19 protein-coding genes are annotated in these 21,147 nt (G+C 40.1%); 12 read left to right on the forward strand and 7 right to left on the reverse strand.

Annotated features, from left to right (window positions below; genetic code table 11):
* Positions 1-18: 18 nt before the first annotated feature.
* A complete protein-coding gene (locus H5158_RS00600) occupies positions 19-2,721 on the forward strand; it encodes a 7TM diverse intracellular signaling domain-containing protein (RefSeq protein WP_182739227.1) in 2,703 nt (900 codons plus the stop codon).
* Here the strand turns inward: H5158_RS00600 and H5158_RS00605 are convergent.
* On the reverse strand, positions 2,710-3,522 hold the full coding sequence (locus H5158_RS00605; RefSeq protein ID WP_149981011.1) for a hypothetical protein: 813 nt from the start codon (positions 3,520-3,522) through the stop codon (positions 2,710-2,712). The two genes, H5158_RS00600 and H5158_RS00605, sit on opposite strands and share 12 nt — an antisense overlap.
* Before the next feature lie 167 nt (positions 3,523-3,689).
* Between H5158_RS00605 and icd the strand changes: the two genes are divergently transcribed.
* On the forward strand, positions 3,690-4,949 hold the full coding sequence (icd, locus tag H5158_RS00610; RefSeq protein WP_182739228.1) for an NADP-dependent isocitrate dehydrogenase: 1,260 nt from the start codon (positions 3,690-3,692) through the stop codon (positions 4,947-4,949).
* 1 nt (position 4,950) lies between these two features.
* On the opposite strand, the gene H5158_RS00615 is transcribed toward icd, so the two are convergent.
* Both H5158_RS00615 and H5158_RS00620 read right to left on the reverse strand, forming a co-directional pair.
* Positions 4,951-5,400, reverse strand: coding sequence for a hypothetical protein (locus H5158_RS00615; protein ID WP_149981184.1), 450 nt, complete (start codon positions 5,398-5,400; stop codon positions 4,951-4,953).
* Between the two features lie 149 nt (positions 5,401-5,549).
* Entirely contained in the window at positions 5,550-6,497 is a 948-nt protein-coding gene (locus H5158_RS00620) for a LysR family transcriptional regulator (RefSeq protein ID WP_145233680.1), read from the reverse strand.
* 104 nt (positions 6,498-6,601) lie between these two features.
* Between H5158_RS00620 and aceK the strand changes: the two genes are divergently transcribed.
* From aceK to H5158_RS00640, 4 genes are all read left to right on the forward strand, one after another.
* A complete protein-coding gene (aceK, locus tag H5158_RS00625) occupies positions 6,602-8,389 on the forward strand; it encodes a bifunctional isocitrate dehydrogenase kinase/phosphatase (RefSeq protein WP_149981013.1) in 1,788 nt (595 codons plus the stop codon).
* 82 nt (positions 8,390-8,471) lie between these two features.
* Positions 8,472-8,864, forward strand: coding sequence for a hypothetical protein (locus H5158_RS00630; RefSeq protein ID WP_182717912.1), 393 nt, complete (start codon positions 8,472-8,474; stop codon positions 8,862-8,864).
* A 21-nt stretch (positions 8,865-8,885) separates the two neighbouring features.
* Complete coding sequence (locus H5158_RS00635; protein ID WP_182717911.1) at positions 8,886-9,848, forward strand: zinc-binding dehydrogenase; 963 nt, start codon at positions 8,886-8,888, stop codon at positions 9,846-9,848.
* 62 nt (positions 9,849-9,910) lie between these two features.
* Positions 9,911-10,165: a DUF2999 family protein gene (locus tag H5158_RS00640; RefSeq protein WP_149981015.1), complete on the forward strand. Its 255-nt coding sequence runs from the start codon at positions 9,911-9,913 to the stop codon at positions 10,163-10,165.
* A 54-nt stretch (positions 10,166-10,219) separates the two neighbouring features.
* Here H5158_RS00640 and H5158_RS00645 read toward each other — a convergent pair whose 3' ends face one another.
* Positions 10,220-10,945 (reverse strand): flagellar brake protein, encoded by a 726-nt coding sequence (locus tag H5158_RS00645; RefSeq protein ID WP_257325865.1) that lies wholly within the window; start codon positions 10,943-10,945, stop codon positions 10,220-10,222.
* A gap of 163 nt (positions 10,946-11,108) precedes the next feature.
* On the opposite strand from H5158_RS00645, the gene lepB reads away from it, so the two are divergent.
* From lepB to H5158_RS00660, 3 genes are all read left to right on the forward strand, one after another.
* Positions 11,109-11,759, forward strand: coding sequence for a signal peptidase I (gene lepB, locus H5158_RS00650; RefSeq protein WP_182739229.1), 651 nt, complete (start codon positions 11,109-11,111; stop codon positions 11,757-11,759).
* Positions 11,760-12,106: 347 nt separating this feature from the next.
* On the forward strand, positions 12,107-12,535 hold the full coding sequence (locus tag H5158_RS00655) for a hypothetical protein (protein WP_182717908.1): 429 nt from the start codon (positions 12,107-12,109) through the stop codon (positions 12,533-12,535).
* Between the two features lie 115 nt (positions 12,536-12,650).
* Entirely contained in the window at positions 12,651-13,040 is a 390-nt protein-coding gene (locus H5158_RS00660; RefSeq protein WP_182739230.1) for a hypothetical protein, read from the forward strand.
* Between the two features lie 133 nt (positions 13,041-13,173).
* On the opposite strand, the gene metG is transcribed toward H5158_RS00660, so the two are convergent.
* Positions 13,174-15,198, reverse strand: a complete 2,025-nt coding sequence (gene metG / locus H5158_RS00665; protein WP_149981018.1) for a methionine--tRNA ligase — start codon at positions 15,196-15,198, stop codon at positions 13,174-13,176.
* A 176-nt stretch (positions 15,199-15,374) separates the two neighbouring features.
* Here metG and apbC point away from each other — a divergent pair, with 176 nt between their 5' ends.
* The 3 genes from apbC to H5158_RS23645 all read left to right on the forward strand — a co-directional run bounded on the left by apbC (position 15,375) and on the right by H5158_RS23645 (position 19,782).
* Positions 15,375-16,454, forward strand: a complete 1,080-nt coding sequence (apbC, locus tag H5158_RS00670; RefSeq protein ID WP_182717906.1) for an iron-sulfur cluster carrier protein ApbC — start codon at positions 15,375-15,377, stop codon at positions 16,452-16,454.
* 3 nt (positions 16,455-16,457) lie between these two features.
* Positions 16,458-17,045, forward strand: a complete 588-nt coding sequence (dcd, locus tag H5158_RS00675) for a dCTP deaminase (protein ID WP_145233702.1) — start codon at positions 16,458-16,460, stop codon at positions 17,043-17,045.
* 217 nt (positions 17,046-17,262) lie between these two features.
* Complete coding sequence (locus H5158_RS23645) at positions 17,263-19,782, forward strand: bifunctional diguanylate cyclase/phosphodiesterase (RefSeq protein WP_182739231.1); 2,520 nt, start codon at positions 17,263-17,265, stop codon at positions 19,780-19,782.
* On the opposite strand, the gene H5158_RS00685 is transcribed toward H5158_RS23645, so the two are convergent.
* Positions 19,733-20,512, reverse strand: a complete 780-nt coding sequence (locus H5158_RS00685) for a CLCA_X family protein (RefSeq protein ID WP_182739232.1) — start codon at positions 20,510-20,512, stop codon at positions 19,733-19,735. The genes H5158_RS23645 and H5158_RS00685 overlap by 50 nt on opposite strands.
* Entirely contained in the window at positions 20,509-21,114 is a 606-nt protein-coding gene (locus tag H5158_RS00690; RefSeq protein WP_182739233.1) for a tRNA-uridine aminocarboxypropyltransferase, read from the reverse strand. Before H5158_RS00690 ends, H5158_RS00685 begins: the two co-directional genes overlap by 4 nt.
* Positions 21,115-21,147: the final 33 nt, after the last annotated feature.

Below are 21,147 nucleotides of genomic sequence, written 5' to 3' on the forward strand. Positions count from 1 at the left end.
TAAACTGAGGCGTATTGTATGCTGTTAAAAGCAATACAAGGTTTTTGCTATGTAGTCTTTTTAGGCTTGCTAACAATATATGTCTGCGAAGTGCGAGCAACACAGTCAGCGGATGTGTTTGTTTATACAGAGCAACAACAAGATATAAATTTGTTTCAAGTTGGTACCTTATTAGCGGCAAGTTATGAAGGGTTTCCTGATAACAGCACTCAGGTTGCGACGTGGCTTGACAATAAAAAACCACAAACAAGTACCACATATTATGGCGGAAGTTATTGGTTAGTTGTCGAACTTGAAAATCAGACTCAGCTAGCTGAATTAGTGTTGTTCCCTTACAACACCTTAGTATCGCGTATTGAAACACGTGTATATGATATGGCCGATCCCACATCTGAGGCCGCGCGTTACGTAACAGGGGGGATTGAAAAAAACGAATTTGCTTTTCATTACGGCAATAAAATAGCCCTTACACCAGGCAAGCGTTACTTTTTGATCACCAAGTATGAAAGTGACTACTTTTACACTCCTCCTAAACTGGTATTAAAACCCTATGCAGACTTCTTTACCCAGGTCACCATCGAAAATATGGTGATGATGTTGTGCTTTGGAGTAGGCATTGCGCTGGGTTTGTATAACTTATTAATATATTTTGGCGCACGGGATGTAACCCACCTTTATTACGCCTTATTTACAGCATGCTGGGTATTTGCCTGGAGCCAGTTTTTCCATATTCCAGATCAACTATTTGGTTTTTATAATGCCCATTTTCATTGGCTAGGGTTTGTTTTAATACCATTAACTAACATATTATTTTTCAATAATTTGCTTAAGCTAAAAGACAGTTTTCCACAATTAGCCAAAGCATCAATTATATTAGCTGTGGTGGCAACCGCAGGTTTGCCTTTCGCTGCTATGTGGCCAGGTTTTGGGTTTATTTGGGCAACAATAGTAACGGGGTGCACCTTATGCTTAGGCATGTACATAGGGGTTCGCAGTTGGATGAGTGGTTTTAAACCCGCGCGATACTTTGTCTTTGCTTACCTAGCGATGGCAATTCCTAATATGGTGGGAAATTTAACTAATTTAGGTGTACTGACGCCGATTGCAATCGATTTGTACCTATTAGGTTTGATTGGCACCGCCTTAGATGCGATGTTACTCGCGTTTGCAGTGGCAAATAAATTTAGTATTTTACATGATGAGAATGTTGAGCTTACTAAAAACCTCGAGCAAAAAGTGCAATTGCGTACGCAGGAGTTACAACAATTGGCGTCAGAACTCACTGATGCCAGTGAAGCTAAGAGCCGTTTTTTAGCAAATATGAGTCATGAAATACGTACGCCAATGACCTCTATTATAGGCTACGCAGATGGTATTATTTTAGGCGATATTAAGCCTCACGAACGAAATCATGGTATTCGGGTTATTTTACAAAACAGCCGCCATGTTTTAGGACTCATAAACGACATACTTGATATGTCAAAAATAGAGGCCAATCGCCTTGAAATTGATTTAGTCGAGACTGACTTATTTGCAACCATTGCGCATATAGAATCGCTATTAGGCAAACAAATTCGTGATAAAGGTCTTAAATTTAAAGTTGATTACCAATTCCCACTGCCTGATTGGATTATTTCTGATCCAACCCGATTACGACAAATATTGTTAAACTTAACAGCTAATGCATTAAAATTTACCACGGTAGGGCATATTCAATTAGTGGTGAGTTGCACTAAAGAGCAGCTTATCATTAAAGTTAAAGACACCGGCATTGGGATGACAGAGGCTGAGCAACAAGACTTGTTCACGCCGTTTTATCAGGCTGACTCATCGATCTCACGTAAATATGGCGGTACAGGACTCGGTTTAAATATTTCAAAAAGTTTAGCCGAAAAGTTAGATGGTAATATCACCGCTCATTCCCATGTTGGCAGTGGCAGTGAGTTTAGCCTCAATATCGCGCTATATATGCCTGAACGAGTGCGTTGGATCAATAGTTTTGATGAGATCTCTATAAGCAAAGAAAAAGAGCTGCCAAGTCAAGATCAGCGAAATCTCGTGGGTGAAGTGCTGGTAGCGGAAGATCATCCTGAAAACCGTGAACTGATCAAACGTATTTTAGAGCGAATGGGGTTAACGGTTACTGCGGTAGAAAATGGCAAAGATGCAGTGCAAGCTACGCTAGATCATCAATTTGATTTGATTTTATTAGATATTCAAATGCCAGTAATGGATGGTGAACAAGCGATTCATATTATGCAGGCAACAGGATTAACGACACCCATTGTTGCCCTTACAGCAAATACTATGAAGCATGAAGTTGATCGCTATCTAAAACAAGGGTTTATTGATCATATAGGCAAACCAATTGACCGCAGTGAATTTAGTCATAAAATTGCTAGTTATTTAGATATCGAAATGCTTGAAGATGTAAAATTGCCAGAGCATGAATTTGAGGTGCTTAAACAGGTGTACATAGAAGGGCTTAAAAAGCAGCGAGAAACAATAACCAAGCAATATACAGATGGCGATATGACAGGGTTTGCACAAAGTGTTCATATGCTAAAAGGAACTGCTGGAATGTTTGAGTGCGAAACATTGTACCAACATGCAATCAAGTTAGACAAAGCCCTTAAAGCCGATAGCGTGATGTTAGATAGCCATTTAGTTTATCAAGTGTTTGATGAAATTGATGATATTTTATGTCACTCACCTCAGTAAAATAAGCTGCTCACGGGTAATGTCCGGAAAATCAGTACGCTGTGTATAACGGGCATATAAGGTTGAAAAAATGGCGCTGCGTGAAAGCTGATCAAATGTTGTGATCAGTTTTTTTGCTGTTGTTTTTGAGCTATAACAACACTCGCGATAGCGTTTTATTAATTGTGTCAAGCTTTGTCCTTGTTGCTGTAAAGCCAGCTCTGCTTCAATAAAAAATGCGCTACCACTCCAATAAACTCTTTGTTGTGCACCTTGTTGCCACATATCGTCGGCAAGTTCACTTAATGGCTGTTGCTTTGTTCGAGTTTGCTGACGTCCGCGTTCAAGCCCTGCAGATAGTCGTTGTATAAATTGCTTCCTAGTGATCACTTTACTATCACGCATTATTATATTTTGCATATAGGTTGCAAATCCTTCACTTAACCAGAAGCCCGAATAGGGTAGTAACGGTAAGTAAAGGTGTGCCATTTCATGGTAGAGGGTCCAGTCATCGCGTAATTGTGTAAAACTGGCAAAGCGATCAAAATGTAACTCTATGCCATCTGGATCACCACGGCGCACACTTCCCCAAGGCACGGGTTCAAATGCAATATACCGAGGGTGTAAATAAATGGGTAAATTAGAGTATGGCAGTGGGCCTAAAGTTGCCTGAGTTTGCTCAAGACTAAAATTCAGCCATTGCAGTATTATCTGCTGCTTGCTTTTTGACAGCTCGGTTAATCCTTGAGGATCAAGCTGGGCTGCGAAAACAGATGTACTCGCTAAACAAGTAACGAATAAAATTCGATTAAACAGTTTCATATCTGGTACTTAATGGTTTTTAATTGCTCACAAAAGACCGAGTAAAGGATAAAATCCGTTCACTATTTTATTGTTGAATGATAAGTATAGATGCTAAAACCACGACACTCACTGCCAACCATGGTTTAATGTTTATATGATATTTTATAATAAAAATATGGCAGGTTATGGGTTATCAACACATTGAAATCCCACCTCAGGGTGAACAAATTAGCATTGATAATAAAGGCGTGTGGCATATTCCGTCGCAGCCGATCATTGCTTATATTGATGGTGATGGAGTAGGGCAGGATATCTCCCCTTGTATGCGTGACATTGTGAACCATGCTGTGCAGTTATGTTATCAAGGAGTGCGAAAAATTCACTGGATGGAAGTCTTTAACGGTGAAAAAGCTGCGCAGCTATATGATGGGGATTGGTTTCCGCAAGAGACGATTCATGCGGTTCGGCAATTTAAAATAGCGATTAAAGGGCCTTTAACCACGCCGATTGGCGGAGGTTTTCGTTCACTCAATGTTGCTCTTCGTCATGAAATGGATTTATTTGTAAATATGCGGCCGATTAAAGGCTATTGCGCATTACCGTCACCGTTAAAAAAACCTGAAAATACCAATATTGTTGTGATCCGCGATAGCTCTGAAGATGTGTACTCTGGAATTGAATGGCAAGCTGGCAGTGTCGAAGCCGAAAAAATGCTGGATTTTTTATGCCAAGAAATGGGCGTAACCCGTCTGCGCTTTGATCAACAATGTGGTATTGGCATTAAAAATATTTCTAAAGAAGGGTCAGAGCGGCTAGTGCGCTATGCAATAGCGTATGCGCTTGAACAAAATAGTGACTCGGTAACGGTTGTGCATAAAGGCAATGTACTTAAATTTACTGATGGTGCGTTTAAGCGTTGGGGGTTTGCCGTAGCGCAAACTGAGTTCTCAGCAATACCACACAGTAATGGCCGTTGGCTAGAAATACCGCGTGAGGGCTTGGCACCGTTAGTTATTAAAGAAGTGATTGCAGATAACATGCTCCAGCAAGCGTTAATGAATCCTGAGCAATTTGATGTAGTGGTAACAACCAACCAAAATGGCGATTATCTAGCAGATATGTTGACTGCACAAGTGGGTGGTATTGGTATTATGCCCGCAGCAAATTTAAATAATGAAGTGGCTTTTTTTGAACCAACTCATGGTACGTTTGAGCGTATTGCTGGACAAAATAGTGCAAATCCTACCAGTAGTATTTTAAGTGCGGTGATGATGCTACAGTTTATGAATTGGCACGAAGCGGCCAACAGTATAGAGCTGGCTTTGCAACAGACATTTATAGCCGGTGAAGTGACCTTTGATTTACAGGCAGAGCAGCAAAACTCGACCATCCTCAGTTGCAGTGATTTTACACAAAGGATAATCGAGCGTTTAAAAGTTTCATGAACTACGCTGCATTGGCGTTGTAGAGCTTTGCACGATACATGCAAGGGCGATTAGTCAGTGTTGCAGCACGTTGATAAATTGCTTTTGCATTGTGTTCATCGCTTGGTGTACCGCTTAATGTATCCATTAAAGCAACAACAATAATAGCTGGCACCTGACAGCAATATTCATCTAATACCGCAGTTGTTGTTTGTGCATCAACATGACAATGCGGGTGATTATGCTCAACTTGATACGCATGCAATAACGTTTGTACATCTAAACTGTCATTGTCAAAATGTTTGTTTTTACGACATTGACAGCCAAATTCATCAACCAGAGTCGCCAATGCTTGGTAAACATCATTACACTCAAGGGTGGTTTGCTTACAAAGTTGTTGTTCGATGAACGCATGTAAATGGCCGTCGATAAATAATCCGTCTTGTTGGGTGAAGCTTGCTGTAGTTTGCATCATAATGTTGTCTCTCAGTGTTAGTGGTTAACTCATTTGGTATGACTTCACTGTAGCCCTAAGCACACTATTTATGAAATTGTTGTTTTCAATAACTGATATTGATTTAATCAATAATAACGAGAGAGCTCCATTTTAATTAGAGCTTTCTAGCGATCAGCAATCGTATTAGCGAACGCTTGCAGTTCGCGGCGTAACCATTGGTGTGGGCTGGCATGATGCAGTAATGGGCTCCACAGCATTTTTACTTCAATTGGGACAATTTGAAACGGCACAGGACTAATCACTAACTCGGTATGTTTAGTTAGCAGCATTGCTTGTCGTCTTGGTAGTGTGGCGATCAGTTGTGGCGATTGGCATAGTAAACTTGCCACCATGTAATGACGAGTAAACACCCGAATATGACGGGTTTGTTCAAGCTGCCAAAGAGCTTCGTCTACCCATCCCAGCTTTTGGCTACCTGATTTATTCGTGACGGCAGCTTCAGCCCCCCAGCCTGCACGATTTACCCAAATATGCTCTGACGCTAAGTATTGCTCTAGATCAGGCTGTTTTAAGTATGGGTTAGCTGGATGCATTAAACAGCAATAGTTATCTCGCCAGACACTGGCCTGATGAAAAGACCGTGGTAGGCCGTTGAAGCGATTGATGGCTAAGTCAATGCTGCCCTTTTCCATATCTTGCAGGCTAACATCGCTGGGGCTAAGCACATCAAAATTAAGTCCTGGATGTTTATTGAGTTGCTGGGTAATAAAAGGCGCGACTAGCGTTGATTCTAAATAATCATTCGCCATAATTCTAAAGGTGAGTTCGCCAGTGGTTGGATCAAACATATCACTGGGTTGGGTTATTGCCTCAGCCATTTTTAACAGCGCTTCTATTTCAGGTTTTAAACTCAGCGCTTTTGCAGTAGGAGTCATAGAGCCTGCGGCACGAACTAGGAGCGGATCGTCAAATAAATCACGTAAACGTTTTAGTGCATTACTCATTGCAGGTTGGGTTAATGCTAATTTATTTGCCGCTTTCGAGACATTTCGCTCATCTATCAGTACATTTAAGTACACAAGCAAGTTGAGATCGACATTTCTTATATTCATTTGATCAATCTTATTCATTCGCTGTATTAATTATCTAAATTAAAGCGTGCTTGCTAAGGTGTGTAAACCACTAAATAGACATAGTCATCATAAGTGATAGAAATATGCTAGAGCTAAAAACAGCAAATACGTTATCGACTCAAACTAGCAACGCAATTGAGCAAGTCATTGCGACCAAATTAGCGCGTGCCGTATTCGCAGGCTTTGAAGCGATGTTTGCTGAGTTTTTAAATATTACCTTAGGTGCACAAAGTCGTTTTGAGCAACGGCAATGGCAAAATGTACAATCGGCAATGCGTGAGCGTTTACAAGTATATGAAAGGCAAGTTAAAAATGTTAGTGAAGCGGTGCGAGTCATTGCATTTAAAGAGCTCAACGATCCGCGACTGTGGCAGCAGGCAAAGCATATTTATGGCCAAATGGTGCAAGATCATGAAAACCAACCGATTGCGCATACATTTTTTAATTCAACTTTTGGCTCGATTTGGGATGATAAAAAAATTCGCACCGTGCACTTATTTGTTTTAAAAGCCAAATACCGCGCTAAATCTCGGCCATTTGATAATTTAGTAAGTCGTATTTCATTGCAAAATGGCTTTAGCCAGGCGGTGGAGCAACTTATTTATCGACAAGCTTTTCGGGTTGGATTTACAGATTTAGCTCATGATGTTGATATTTTGCAGCGTACTTTGGCGTTAGGTGCGCAGCAGCAATGTCGTCAAGTGTATGAGCTGATGAATTTAAACGATGGCTATATTGAATACGCTAATTCACTGTTTTTTAGAAATAAAGCCTGCTACTTAATAGGTCGTTGTATCGCTAAAAATGGCGATAACATGCCCTTTGCTGTCGCTATTTTACATACCCAAAGCGGTTTAAAGCTTGATGCGGTGATGATGGGTGCAGATCAACTGAGTTTATTATTCGGCTTTGCTCGCACCTACTTTATGGTTGATACCGACCAACCCGCGCGCTACGTAGATTACTTATCAGTGCTAATGCCACATAAGCAACGATTTGAATTATTCAATGCCATTGGCTTTATTAAACATGCCAAAACAGAGTTTTATCGCTATAAGGTCGACACCACCAACAATAGTCCAATAGATGATAAGTACATTATTGCCCCCGGCACGCCAGGCATGGTGATGCTAGTATTTACCACTGCTGGCTCAGATTATGTTTATAAGGTAATAAAAGATAAATTTAGCGCGCCTAAAACATCAACCAAAGCACAGGTGATGGCAAAATACGACTTTGTAAAACAAGCGGATAGAGTCGGCCGTTTAGTCGACACTCATGAATTTCGCTATTTAGCATTTGATTTAAATCGTTTTAGCGATGAATTGCTTACCCATATGCGAGCGAGTATCGGCTCAAGTATGGCTATTGCAAATAAAGCCTTAGTGCTTAAGCATGTATACGTTGAGCGCAAAATGACACCACTTAATTTATACATCAATCAATGTGACGATAAACAACTGAATAATGTAATGCTTGATTACGGCAAGGCGATTAAAGAGTTAGCCGGGGCTAATATTTTCCCCGGTGATATGTTGATGAAAAACTTTGGTGTGACCCGTTGGGGGCGCGTGGTATTTTATGATTATGATGAAATTTGCCCATTAACGGATTGTAACTTTAGAGACTTACCGAGCAGTGAAAATAGTTTTGATGAACTAAGCAGCGAAAGCTACTTTGATGTTGCCGAAAATGATGTATTCCCGAGTCAGTTTAAAGTGTTTTTTAGTGCTGATCAGCAAGCATTTAGTCATTTTTGCCAGCAACATCAAGACTTATTTAGTCCTGATTTTTGGCTGCAGTGCCAAGCTGATATCAATGCTGGGCAATTGGCTGATGTGTATCCATACAAACAAAGTTGGCGATTTTAGCCGGGGGTTATTACCCATAAGTCTGATTAATTTTGGGCGTGTAAAAAGGTAAAGTTTCATAAAACAAAATCCAAGGAAAATCATGAAATCTCTATTATTAGCAAGTTTACTCATCACCTCACCGCTGGTTTTAGCTAACCCGCTATTAGGTAGTTGGGAGTTTGTGGAAGGGAAATATGCAGTTGAACAAGGTTATGTGACTGCCAAAGCACCAGAGTTGACCTCAGTTAAACTAATAACCGCCACTCATTTTAATTACATCACCCAAAAAAATGGCCAGTTTCATTATGCAGGTGGCGGGCAGTACACCTTAAAAAACCAACAATTTGTAGAGACTTTTGTTTACGGTAACATTGAATCGTTGCTTGGCAAAACCATGGCTTTTGATTACAAAATTGAAGGAGATTTGTGGCATCATTCTTTAACAGAAAATGGTAAGTTAGTTGAAGCCGAAGTGTGGCGTAAAATCGATTAACTCATCAATTCAGGAGCTGCAATGCAATTTATTTCTCATCAAGATCAGCATTTAACATTAAGCGACACCGCTAAACCGCAATTAAAAACTAATGAAGTGTTAATTAAAGTTGCTGCTATCGGCGTGAACCGCGCTGATTGTATGCAACGTCAAGGTAAGTATCCAGCGCCACAGGGCGACAGCCCCATTCTAGGGCTTGAATGCGCAGGCACTGTGATTGAGCTTGGCACCGAGGTTGATCAAAGCTGGCTTAATAAAGCGGTATTTACTTTGTGTGCAGGCGGTGCATATAGCGAATATGTGGCGGTCGATGCCGCACAATTAATGGCTTTACCAAGTGATTTAACTATGGCGCAAGGTGCAGCGATCAGCGAAGTATATTTAACCGCGTTTGGTGCGTTATTTCAACTTGGTAAGTTACAAGCAGGGCAAACAGCACTGATCCATGCAGGCGCAAGTGGCGTGGGTGGGGCAGCTATACAAATGGCTAAACGTATTGGGGCAACGGTTGTTATTACCGCAGGTAGCGATGAAAAGTGCGAACATGCCAAAGCGCTTGGTGCCGATCATGTAATCAACTACAAAACCGACGATTTTGTTGCTTACATGCAAAACCATGGTTTAACGGCGAACGTGATTGTTGATCCGGTATCTGGGCGCTATTTAAGTAAAAATGCAGCAATCGCTGCAATGGATTGCCAAATAATTATGCTGGCATTTTTAGATGGTCGCTTCGCAGAAGTAGATTTTGCACTCTTGTTACAAAAGCGTATTTCGTTTCATGGCTCAACACTGCGCAATCGCAGTCAAGCGTTTAAACGCCAACTACGCGATGAGTTTGTAGCAAAATTTTATGACGATATAGCAAATCAACAGTTTGATTTTAATATTTATAAAACGTTGCCTTGGCAAGACGCTGGTGAGGCACACGCGATTCTTGAACGAAACGAAAATGCCGGAAAAGTTGTATTATTAGTTCAGTAGTTTAAAAACCAATATTTGCCCATATAACTATGGGCAACTATAAAGCGATTTAAGGCAAAAACATGAACCCAATTATAGCAACATTAAAAGAGCACAATGTTAGCGATGAAAAAGTACACGAACTTTTTCAAGCATTTACTCAAAACCCAATGATGGCAATGGCACTTGTGCAGCAACTCGGTATTCCACCAGAGAAGTTACAAGCACTAATGGGCTTGGTAATGACTCAGCCTCATTTAATCAAAGAAGCCGCTGATTCACTTGGTATTGGTGAAGGTGAGCTTGAAAAAGCTAAGCAGCAGTTGAAAAACCAATAACGAGCTATCAATGAGAGTACATTTAGTTACTCTCATTTGTTAAGCATGCAATTATTAAGCAATGTCTATCGTGTAAGCGGCCAATAAGTTTTGCATTTTTTGTTGTTCATGTGCGGCAAACTCGATGCCCACACTTAAACGATCTCCCTGCATTTGATTGTTGCGCACATGCGCACTGATCACCACGGCACTGTTGTCGATAGGCGATAGAACATGCACAAACACGGGGCGTTTTTTAAGCGCTAAAAACCCTGAATTAACATGCACAGTAAAGCGACAACCAGTCGGTGAAATATCGATGATCAAACCTTGCAATAGATTTTCACTGTCATAAGTATGCGATTTATTAATGCTAATCTTTGCTGGTATATGGGTTTGTAAACGGCTGACTTCACGCAGTTGCCTACTCTCAATATTCTTAGGGTAAGCAAGGTAAAGTAATTTTTCTGGTCGAAAAGAAATAGCTAATATAGTGGTCGAAAAAGCGACGCACTCCCCACGTTCACCTTCGACTATATAGCGTACAATTGCGCCATTGCCTTCTTTTAACACATCAGCATATTGGCTTTTTTTTGCTTGGACAGGGTACTTTAAAATTAAATACTTACCAGCTTCATAGCCAACTAAAGAGAGTTTAAATCTGACACTTAATGGGTTGGTGAACTGAATGTCGATTAATTTACCTGGCAGTAAGTCTAAGCAAAACTTAGCTTTGCTAGCTTGCGCTGGTCTGTCTTGTGTAATTTCCATATATACGTAGTTATTATTATTTGTTTCCAAATAGTATCCATCAAAAGAACTAAAAAATCACTACGAAAAACGACTGGTATTAGTTTATAAGCCTTAATTAATAAAAGTAATACACGCCTTGTTACAAAGTTGATTGAACTGATAAATATCTGCTTTGTCTATTAAATAACATACTAACTTATGGAACAAAACTGTGAAATACCTTTATAAAATATGGAAAAATAACCGCTCGTTAATCGTATTTATCTCGCTGATGTGTGTTCTTAGAAGTGCAGTGGCTGACTGGTACGAAGTACCCACAGGTTCAATGCAGCCAACCATTGTTGAGGGCGACCGTATATTGACAGATAAAATGGCGTATGACCTACGAGTGCCTTTTACTAAAATTTCGCTGGTTAAACTAGCCGAGCCACAGGCCGGTGATATTATTGTATTTGATTCTGTTGCTGCACAAAATCGCCTAATAAAAAGAGTAATAGGTGTACCGGGCGACACTGTTGCTTTAGTTAATAATCAACTTGTTATTAATGGTGAAAAGCTTAATTACGAAACTGTAGCTGAAACCGCCATAAACCGAGTGGAAATAGAGAATTTGCATGGCATAAAACATACCGTAAAACTCGCTAAGCAGCGCTCTTATATGCAAAATTTTGATCCACTTATCATCCCTACAGATATGTATTTAGCAATGGGGGATAACCGTGATAACAGTGCTGATTCACGAGTAATAGGCTTAGTACCAAGAGCTGAATTGCTCGGAAGGGCAAAGCGGGTGATAGTTTCACTGGATTACGATGACTATTATTTACCACGTAAAAACAGGCTTCTAAAAGAATTACAGTAATAGTAAGCGCTGTTATAGTCTGGTAAAGGATAGCACTGATAAAAGATAGTAGTGCAAAAAATAACAGCGCTAAAACTTAAAATAGCTTAGCGATTAAATTTAGCGTTGTTGACTCTCACCTAACAATAAACTGTATATAAAAATAGTGTTTATGATTTTGTCAGATATTACTGATCTCTAGCATTTTTGTATATTGCTGCATTTGTAAAAAATGAGGTGAAGTTAACTAGTTGTTTACAGGTATCTGTTTGATAGCTAAGATAAATGCATTATAATATATGGATATTTTTCTGTTTGTAAAAAGATAAATGTCGTAGATAAAATTGTTATACCTTCAAGGAAGCTCAGTGAAACTTTTAGTTTTGTTATTTTTATTTACTTCAATATCAACTTTTTCTTGTGATAAAAAAAGCGAAATAAAGAAAGTAGCGGCGTTTATAACTCAAGATAATTTCGCTGATTTATCAGAAATAACGGTTTATTACCCTGTTAATTATGGTGTTGCTGAGGCTGTAAGAGCTGTAATCTCTCTAGGTGAAATTGATAGGGTAACCTTGTATGTTCCTACAATTATTTCTGAACCACATGCTTTTGAAAGCAATCATGAGCTAGCTGATTATAAAGTATCAACCTTTACAATTAAGACTGATACGATAAATGAGGCTTATATTACTGTGAATTACCGAGCTCCGAAGAAAAATGATGGCTTAATCACTTTTTGTATGGGACCTTTTCGAGTCTATAAAATAAGTGAATTACCGATAAAGAAGGTATAATAAACGCATCAGAAATGACTTCAAACGCTTGGCTGGCGCTCATTCTTCGCTAATTATAGCCAAGCATTTTCCGCAATTTATGCGCGTGTTAACTTAACTAAACATGGTGCCCATATTGAGAGTTTCTGAAAGGCTGAAATATGCAGTCATCTTATCTTTCGCCAGTTGGCCACTATTCATTTGGCTGGGCACAGATCTCGTCGGTAGCTTTTGCGCACTTTCAGGGTTTATAGTTGGCTATTACTTTGCTCCAATAACTCACAGACAAACCAAAAAGTACCAAGTACAGCTTTTAGGTTTGGGCATGGGCTTTCTAGCTCTGTATTTATCGAGCTTTTTAAGAAGTATATTTGAGTTAATTTCAGGTGAGCCTTTTAAAGGTGTAGGTTACTACTTAATATCAGCACTAACAGGGCCTTATTTTGGTCTAATGTTTTTCGGTATGCCACTTATAATTTTTTCTTTTACCAATTATATGATTTGGCTATGGTCATCCAAACTTTAAGTTAACCGGGTAGCCGCAGGTCGCTAACTTCAGCACCTACAATTTTATGTGCTGGAAAAACAATTTGTTGTGGCAATTAAAAAAGCCGTTGTTTAAAACAACGGCTTTTTAGTGTTAACTAGTTAAAGTCGAATTACATTACACGCATACCTGGCTCTGAGCCGTCGTCTGGGTTTAAAATATAGATTTCTTTACCGCCAGGGCCTGCTGCTAGTACCATGCCTTCTGACATGCCAAAGCGCATCTTACGTGGCTTCAGGTTGGCAACCATAACCGTTAGTTTGCCTTCAATATCTTCTGGCGCATAAGCTGATTTAATACCAGCAAATACTTGGCGTGTTTCGCCGCCTAAGTCGAGCGTTAGTTTAAGTAGCTTATCAGCGCCTTCAACGTGCTCTGCTTTGGCTATTTTAGCTACACGTAAATCTACTTTGGCAAAATCGTCAAATTCGATTTCAGCTGCAATAGGCTCTTTTGCCAAAGGGCTGTTTGGATCGATTTTGTCTTTTGCAGCGAGTAAGCTTTCTTTTGATTCTTCGACCATTTTATTTACTTTATCCATTTCTACACGTTGCATTAACGGTTTAAATTTATTGATCGGGTGGCTAACAAGCGCAGTTTGCGCGCCTTGCCAAGATAGATCATCATTTAAGAAGTCTTCTACGTTTGCCGCCATACCCGGTAATACTGGTTTTAAGTAAGTCATTAGCACGCGGAATAAGTTAAGCCCAAGCGAACACACTTGGTGAGCTTGTTCTTGTTTCGTTTCGTCTTTGATTAATACCCATGGTGCTGAGGTATCAATAAATTGGTTTGCTTTATCAGCAAGCGCCATTATTTCACGAATAGCACGGCTATAATCACGGTTTTCATAGTGCTGAGCAACGGTATCGGTAGCTGCTTGGAATTCAGCTAATAATTGCGGCTCCATGACAGTGTCACTTAATTTACCGTCAAACTTTTTAGTAATAAAACCGGCGCAACGGCTGGCAATGTTAACCACTTTACCAACTAAGTCTGAATTTACACGTAGTGCAAAGTCTTCTAAGTTTAAGTCAAGATCGGTGATGCCGCTGTTAAGTTTAGCAGCGTAGTAATAACGTAAAAACTCAGGGTCGAGGTTGTCTAAATATGTACGCGCTTTAATAAACGTGCCTTTCGATTTAGACATTTTAGCGCCATTAACCGTTACAAAACCATGCGCGAATACATTGGTTGGCTTTCTGAATTTTGCGCCTTCAAGCATTGCTGGCCAAAATAAGCTGTGAAAGTAGATAATATCTTTACCGATAAAGTGGTAAAGCTCAGCGTCAGAGCCTTCTTGCCAAAATGCATCAAAGTCGATGCCTTGTTTGTCGCATAAGTTTTTAAAGCTGGCCATGTAACCAATTGGCGCATCAAGCCAGACATAAAAATATTTACCAGGCGCACCAGGGATTTCAAAGCCAAAGTAGGGCGCATCGCGGCTGATATCCCACTGTTGCAGGCCATCGGCAAACCATTCGTCTAGTTTGTTAGCCATTTCTTGCTGAATAGTGCCGGAGTGAAGCCACTCTTTTAACATGCCTTCAAATGCTGGCAGGTCAAAAAAGTAATGCTCAGAGTCTTTAAGTACTGGCTCAGCACCTGACATCACAGAGCGCGGGTTGATAAGCTCTGTTGGGCTATATGTTGCGCCACATGCGTCACAGCTGTCGCCATTTTGGTCTTCAGACTTACAAGTTGGGCACGTACCAGTTACAAAGCGATCGGGTAAGAAAATGCCTTTTTCAGGGTCAAATAACTGTGAAATAGTATGCTTTTTGATATGACCGGCATCGTTTAAGCGATTATAAATAAGCTCGCTGAATTCTTTGTTTTCTTGGCTGTGGGTGCTGTGGTAGTTATCAAATTTAATATTGAAGTCTGCAAAGTCACGTTGACGTTCAATGCTGACATTTTTTACCATTTCTTCCGGCGTGATCCCTTGCTTTTGTGCATTGAGCATAATTGGCGTGCCATGGGCATCGTCGGCGCAAACATAATAAGCTTCGTGGCCTTGTAGTTTTTGAAAACGTGACCAGATATCAGTCTGAATATATTCCAATAAATGGCCTAAATGTGTTGGGCCGTTGGCATAAGGTAATGCACTGGTAATGAGGATCTTTCGCTGTGCCATAATCATTCCGAATTGACGGTTCCTGTTAAGGAACGGATGAAAATCATAATATTATCAGCAAACCTAAAGGAAACACCTTCGTGGTTGGCCGATTTTCATTAATTGACTGGTGTTAATGCCCTGAATGTTACATAATTCCGAGGCAATTTTCATCAAAGAAACACTATTTTATTGTTATGTTTGGATTGTCGAAACTATTCTCCTCTAAATCGGTGCAAAAACAACCGATTCTTACTGCCTTAGCAGGGTATCGCAGTGCCGCTTTTGCTGTCGGCATTGATGAAAAATTCATTAAAAGCATTGAATCAAAAAATGATAAATCAATATTGCTTCATTTAACGCTGCCATTTGCTGCGTTATCTGAAATGCCAAAGGTAGCAGCGTTTGTAAGCCAACAACTTAATCAAGCAGTGACAATTAACGCAAGCATTGAGCTGACTGAAGCATGTAAGTTCAAAGCGATAAAACATATTGTGTTGATTGCATCAGGCAAAGGTGGTGTGGGTAAATCAACCACCGCGGTAAATTTAGCGGGCGCACTCAAAGCTGAAGGCGCGAAAGTGGGGATTTTAGATGCGGATATTTATGGCCCGTCTATTCCAATGTTGCTAGGCCTTGAAGGAGCAACACCCACGGCTAAAAATGACAAGCAATTGCTACCATTTGACGCTAATGGCATCAAAGCACAATCAATTGGCTTTTTAGTGCCTAGTGATGATGCCACAGTTTGGCGCGGACCGATGGCGTCGGGCGCATTAACGCAACTGTTAAATGAAACTGCATGGGGTGAGCTTGATTACCTGATTGTAGATATGCCACCAGGAACTGGGGATATTCAACTTACTATGAGTCAGAAAGTACCTGCCAGTGGCACGGTGATTGTGACGACTCCGCAAGATTTAGCACTTGCTGATGCGCAAAAAGGCATTGCCATGTTTAATAAAGTGAATGTGCCAGTATTGGGCTTGATTGAAAATATGAGTCATTTTTTGTGCTCACACTGCGGCGAACCAAACCATGTATTTGGAAAGGATGGCGCAATAAAATTAGCTCAGCGTCATGGTGTGCCAGTGTTGTCGCAAATTCCTTTGGCGATTGATATTCGCGAATACTCAGAGCAAGGCAAATTAATCGCCATGGATAATCAGGCTGCGGTGAGTGAAACTTATGCTGACGCTGCGCGGCTGATTGCCAGTATGCTTTACTATCAACAACCCCATCATAATTCAGTCGAAATTGTGATTACGGATGATTAACTAATGAGATTATCAGATACCCATATTAAAGAATATATTGCCCAACAGCGTATTATTATTGAGCCAAGTCCGACCGATGAAATGATTTCTGGGGTAACGGCAGATTTACGTTTAGGTAATAAGTTTCGTGTATTTCAAGATCATACAGCAGCTTATGTTGATTTAAGTGGTCCGAAAGATCAGCTTAATAAAGCAATGGAATCAATAATGAGCGATGAAATCGTGTTAAAAGAGGGCGATGCATTCTTTTTACACCCAGGTGAATTAGCCCTTGCGATGACCTATGAAAAAGTCACGTTGCCGGCAGATATCGTTGGCTGGCTTGACGGCCGTTCATCTTTGGCACGTCTAGGTTTAATGGTGCATGTGACTGCCCATCGGATTGATCCCGGTTGGTCTGGTAATATCGTGTTAGAGTTTTATAACTCCGGTAAATTGCCGTTGGCATTGCGGCCCATGATGAAAATCGGCGCTATGAGCTTTGAGACCATGTCAGGTCCTGCTGAAAATCCGTACAATACACGCAAAGATGCCAAATATAAAGATCAAACCAGCGCAGTTGCAAGTCGTATTAGTGATGATAGTAACTAATTAAAATATAGTTTTAAAATAAAGGCTTATCACTTGATAGGCCTTTTTTATTGCTTGGAAATACACTCACTCGATTTTACTACCATAAAAACTGCTTAAGCATTTTATTGATATATTATCCACGGTTCAGGTTATTTACTGGCTATTTCATTTAATACCTCCATACTTTAATTATCTTTTTATAATTTACTATTTGTTCAATGCACATGGAGTGACAGTGGATCAGGCAAGCATATTAGCGCGAGCATATTGTATAAAGATTTTTTTAATACTGTTAAGCATTACTGCTACAGCGTCTGTGATGGCTGATGAAGTGCCTGCCAGTGGCTGGTTAGTGCCAGCAAATACGCCCTTTCAAACTACCAAACCTTTACTAGAACAAGTTGTAACTACCGATTCAAAAACAGATTTATCACATGTTCGTATCAAGGCAGAGCAAGGTTATTGGTTTATTGTTGATTTAAATAAACGGTCGCAATCAAAAGTTGAGGTGATTTATGCAGACAATTCCCATTTAGCGCAGCTTAATTTTTATATTCTTGATGAGAGTTTCAACCCGTTAGTTGAAGTAAAAAATGATGCATACCGTTATGTTGATAAAGTACTGCCACACGCACTGTTACCTAAAGATGAGGCTCGTTGGGCTGTAATTTACGCTCGCCATAGTGAAGATGACAGGCTGAGCATTGGCCTTGCAACTGGTAATGAATTTGCCAATTTGATAAACAAGAAACTGCGAAATTTCTTTTTAATTACCGGGCTATTACTGCTGTGTCTTGCCGTTGTTGGCACTGTATACGGTTTATCTCATCAAGCAAAATCGCTTTATTTACTTGCTTACCTAGTGTGTGTATTAAGTGAGTTTTTAATAGCAAAAGGGGTGTTGAATTACTTTAATATTGAATTTGCGTCTTTATGGTACACAAAGTTACAGTTTTCATTTCAAGTTATAGCCTTAGGGGTGGTCAACTTTTACTTTATTCATTATTTACAGTCGCAAAATCTTTTAAACGCTCGACAAGATAAGTTAACAGTTTATATAAGCTTATTTTGTGTTGCAGCACTATTTAGCTGTTTTATGAAGCAATCAGTGCAGTTTGCTGTAGTGACCGTGTGTTTGGGTTCTATGTTGGTGGTGCTGAGTTATTTATTTTTTTATTGGCTTAGTAATACCAAAAAAGCGATGCAATTTAAGTTTGTACTGGTCTGGTTTGCAGTGGTTTTACAAACTTTATGTTGGCAAGCAACGCTGGTGGCAGGTGCACAGATACAGCAACTTAATGATATGTTACTGGTGCTAAATGTAATTACTTTTGTGATGGTGTTACTCATTCACGAGCGTAAGTGTGTTATGCAATATAGCTACAGCCTCACTCACGACGACGATACAAAATTACCTAATAAACAGTTACTAATAGAGCGTCTTGATAGTCAGGTGAAATTATCAACAGAGCATTCTTTACTGTTATTTAGGCCTGCTGTACTGATTAATGCTCGGGCAAATTTTGGCTATGAGCATGTAAATGAGCAGATAAAATTAACCATGGGCAAATTAGCCCAGCAATTAGCGTCAATGAATGTGCTGTGTGTTGAAGCTAATCTTCAGCATAGCCGTTGTATTGCCAGGTTAGATGACAGCACCTATGGGGTTGTAATAGTCGGCAAGTTAGAATTAAGCCAAGTAGAGCAGTTTGTATGTGTGATCAATAGCGTTTTTGCTGAGGGTCTCACTCATCAACGCATTCACTTAATTGATAAAGTTGAAATTGGTGTAGCAAATTATCCCTTACATGCCAGTACCTCATTACAACTAGTCCAGCGAGGGCTGCAAGCATTGGCGGTTAAACCACTTCATGGTGAACGCTGGCATATGTTTAATATAGAGAATGTGACGTTATCGCAACGGCGCATTGCGATTGCATCAGCTTTAAAAGAAGCCATTGAATGCGATCAGCTTAGTTTATTTTTTCAACCGCAGATATATCTAAACACCGGTAAAGTGCACGGCGCGGAAGCTTTATTACGTTGGGAGCATCCACAGTTGGGTAATGTTCCCCCTGATTTATTTATCCCTATTGCTGAATCATCAGGGATAATTTCAGATTTAACCGAATGGGTTATTACGCAAGCACTGCAATATCAAAAGAAAATGATTGTATTATTGCCTGAGCATATTGTATCTATCAATATTTCGGCTAAAGATTTGCTGCGTAAAGATTTACCCGTGTTATTTATAACGTTGTTGAATGAGCATCAACTCAACCCGGCTAATGTAATGTTAGAACTAACGGAATCGGCAACACTCTTTGAGGGGGTTGATATAAAAAATGCCCTGAATGATTACTGTTTAATTGGCGTTAAAATAGCAATTGATGACTTTGGCACGGGGTATTCGTCACTCGCGTATTTGAGCAAAATGGGCTTTGATGAAATAAAAATAGATAAGCAATTTGTAATGAATATTGAATACTCTAAAAATGATCAAACAATTTGTCGTGCTACCTGTGATATTGCCAAATCACTGGGTTCATACGTAGTGGCTGAAGGGATAGAAGATAGCCAAAGTATGGCTAAATTACAAAGCTATGGCTGTGAAGTTGGTCAGGGATACTTTTTTTCACGGCCATTACCGTTTGACGATTACATGCAGTGGCTTGAAGAAAATCTTGAAACCACCACCGTATTTGTCAATGATCTTGAAAAAGTAGTTGACCTAATTGGGAAAAATAATCATTGAGCGCGTTATTACAAATTTTTAAGCTATCGCGCTTAGGGTAAATTAGCGCTGAGTTATTGAGCCCAGAGACTAAAAAGTGATTAACGATCTGCTCATTACAAGCAATACATGCTTCAAAACTACGTGCAGCTAACTCTTCAGGCATACTCATATAAAACTGCTGATGGCGTTTATCAAATTCTATACAATCTAATACATACTGATTAGCGTGTTGACCGGTTGGTTCTAGAAATACCCCTTGGTAAAACTTATTTAATGCTAAGTTTAGTGGGTGACTTTGCTCAATCGTGTGCTCCAGCCAAAGTTTAGAGGCAAAATGCTGTGGCGAATGCTGGGGAAATATGTGTTTAGTTATGTGATGATCAAACGCATGAAACCATTCATGCGCCAGCGCGCCACCGCCTGCATTTTTTGCCAGCGCAAGGGTACGAGTACGGCTATTATAATGTGCTTGGACGTGTTGTTGCCCGCCATGGCCAAAAGCAAAATTGAGTTTCCCCCTCAGACCAATGGTCTTTGGCGGCACTTGCAGTATTTGCGCTAAATCGGCTAGTGCGTCGTAAATTAAATTAGCACTAATAAAGCGTTCTTCTTTGGTGACCCATTTACCCACCACCATAGTACGAAAACCAAATGTATCGCGGATATCACTAAAGTCAACTTGGTCATCAAATCGGTAATCCGGTCCTTGGCGGTAAAACCCGCGCTTTAAGCGATTGCTGGCACTCATTTGGCTTGATAACGCGCTTTAACATGCTCAGGCATAAACTGGGTTTGTTTGCTGTTGAGCGCTTCCAGTGCCTGATATAAAGGCTCAGGGTTAATATGTTCAATCAAGGCTAAACTATGTGCAACCGCTTCTAATGTGGAGAGGCTATCTGCACGGGGAGCTTTGCGAATACGATATCGGTTTTGTGGGATCGTCGTAAAGCTGACCTTTTTAAAAGCCGCAAGGGCTGGGGTAAGTTGCATGATCTTAAATGCTTTTTTCCAGGTGCCATCGATTACAATTAGATGACTTAACCGGCTTTTAAATTGTGGTGCTGCGGTACTTTCATCATCCAGTAAGATGGCATTATCATCAGGGTAGAGTAATGCAGTTGTGGCAACGGGTAGTGTGTTTAGTTGTGCAAAATCAGCCTGCGTTTCTCCTACCATGATGTCGTATTGCGTTAGGCACAATGTGAGTAAACGGGCGGTGTTTTTAGTGATCTTTACTTCGCTAGGATGCTGCAAAATTATAACTTTGAGTTTATTTTCCAGTACCGACAAATCTTCACAAAGACACGTTTGTAGACTAAATTTACAATTAACACACAAAGAACGGGACATAAAAGAATCTTGTTTAGTAGCAATAAGTTGAAA

Source organism: Pseudoalteromonas sp. SR45-6 (assembly GCF_014163545.1).
Lineage (GTDB): Bacteria > Pseudomonadota > Gammaproteobacteria > Enterobacterales > Alteromonadaceae > Pseudoalteromonas > Pseudoalteromonas rhizosphaerae.

Bases quoted from the DNA above. Each gene is read 5' to 3' on its own strand.
- H5158_RS00600 (WP_182739227.1), top strand. From the start codon at position 19: ATGCTGTTAAAAGCAATACAAGGTTTTTGCTATGTAGTCTTTTTAGGC.
- H5158_RS00605 (WP_149981011.1), bottom strand. From the start codon at position 3,522: ATGAAACTGTTTAATCGAATTTTATTCGTTACTTGTTTAGCGAGTACA.
- icd (WP_182739228.1), top strand. From the start codon at position 3,690: ATGGGTTATCAACACATTGAAATCCCACCTCAGGGTGAACAAATTAGC.
- H5158_RS00615 (WP_149981184.1), bottom strand. From the start codon at position 5,400: ATGCAAACTACAGCAAGCTTCACCCAACAAGACGGATTATTTATCGAC.
- H5158_RS00620 (WP_145233680.1), bottom strand. From the start codon at position 6,497: ATGAATATAAGAAATGTCGATCTCAACTTGCTTGTGTACTTAAATGTA.
- aceK (WP_149981013.1), top strand. From the start codon at position 6,602: ATGCTAGAGCTAAAAACAGCAAATACGTTATCGACTCAAACTAGCAAC.
- H5158_RS00630 (WP_182717912.1), top strand. From the start codon at position 8,472: ATGAAATCTCTATTATTAGCAAGTTTACTCATCACCTCACCGCTGGTT.
- H5158_RS00635 (WP_182717911.1), top strand. From the start codon at position 8,886: ATGCAATTTATTTCTCATCAAGATCAGCATTTAACATTAAGCGACACC.
- H5158_RS00640 (WP_149981015.1), top strand. From the start codon at position 9,911: ATGAACCCAATTATAGCAACATTAAAAGAGCACAATGTTAGCGATGAA.
- metG (WP_149981018.1), bottom strand. From the start codon at position 15,198: ATGGCACAGCGAAAGATCCTCATTACCAGTGCATTACCTTATGCCAAC.
- apbC (WP_182717906.1), top strand. From the start codon at position 15,375: ATGTTTGGATTGTCGAAACTATTCTCCTCTAAATCGGTGCAAAAACAA.
- dcd (WP_145233702.1), top strand. From the start codon at position 16,458: ATGAGATTATCAGATACCCATATTAAAGAATATATTGCCCAACAGCGT.
- H5158_RS00685 (WP_182739232.1), bottom strand. From the start codon at position 20,512: ATGAGTGCCAGCAATCGCTTAAAGCGCGGGTTTTACCGCCAAGGACCG.
- H5158_RS00690 (WP_182739233.1), bottom strand. From the start codon at position 21,114: ATGTCCCGTTCTTTGTGTGTTAATTGTAAATTTAGTCTACAAACGTGT.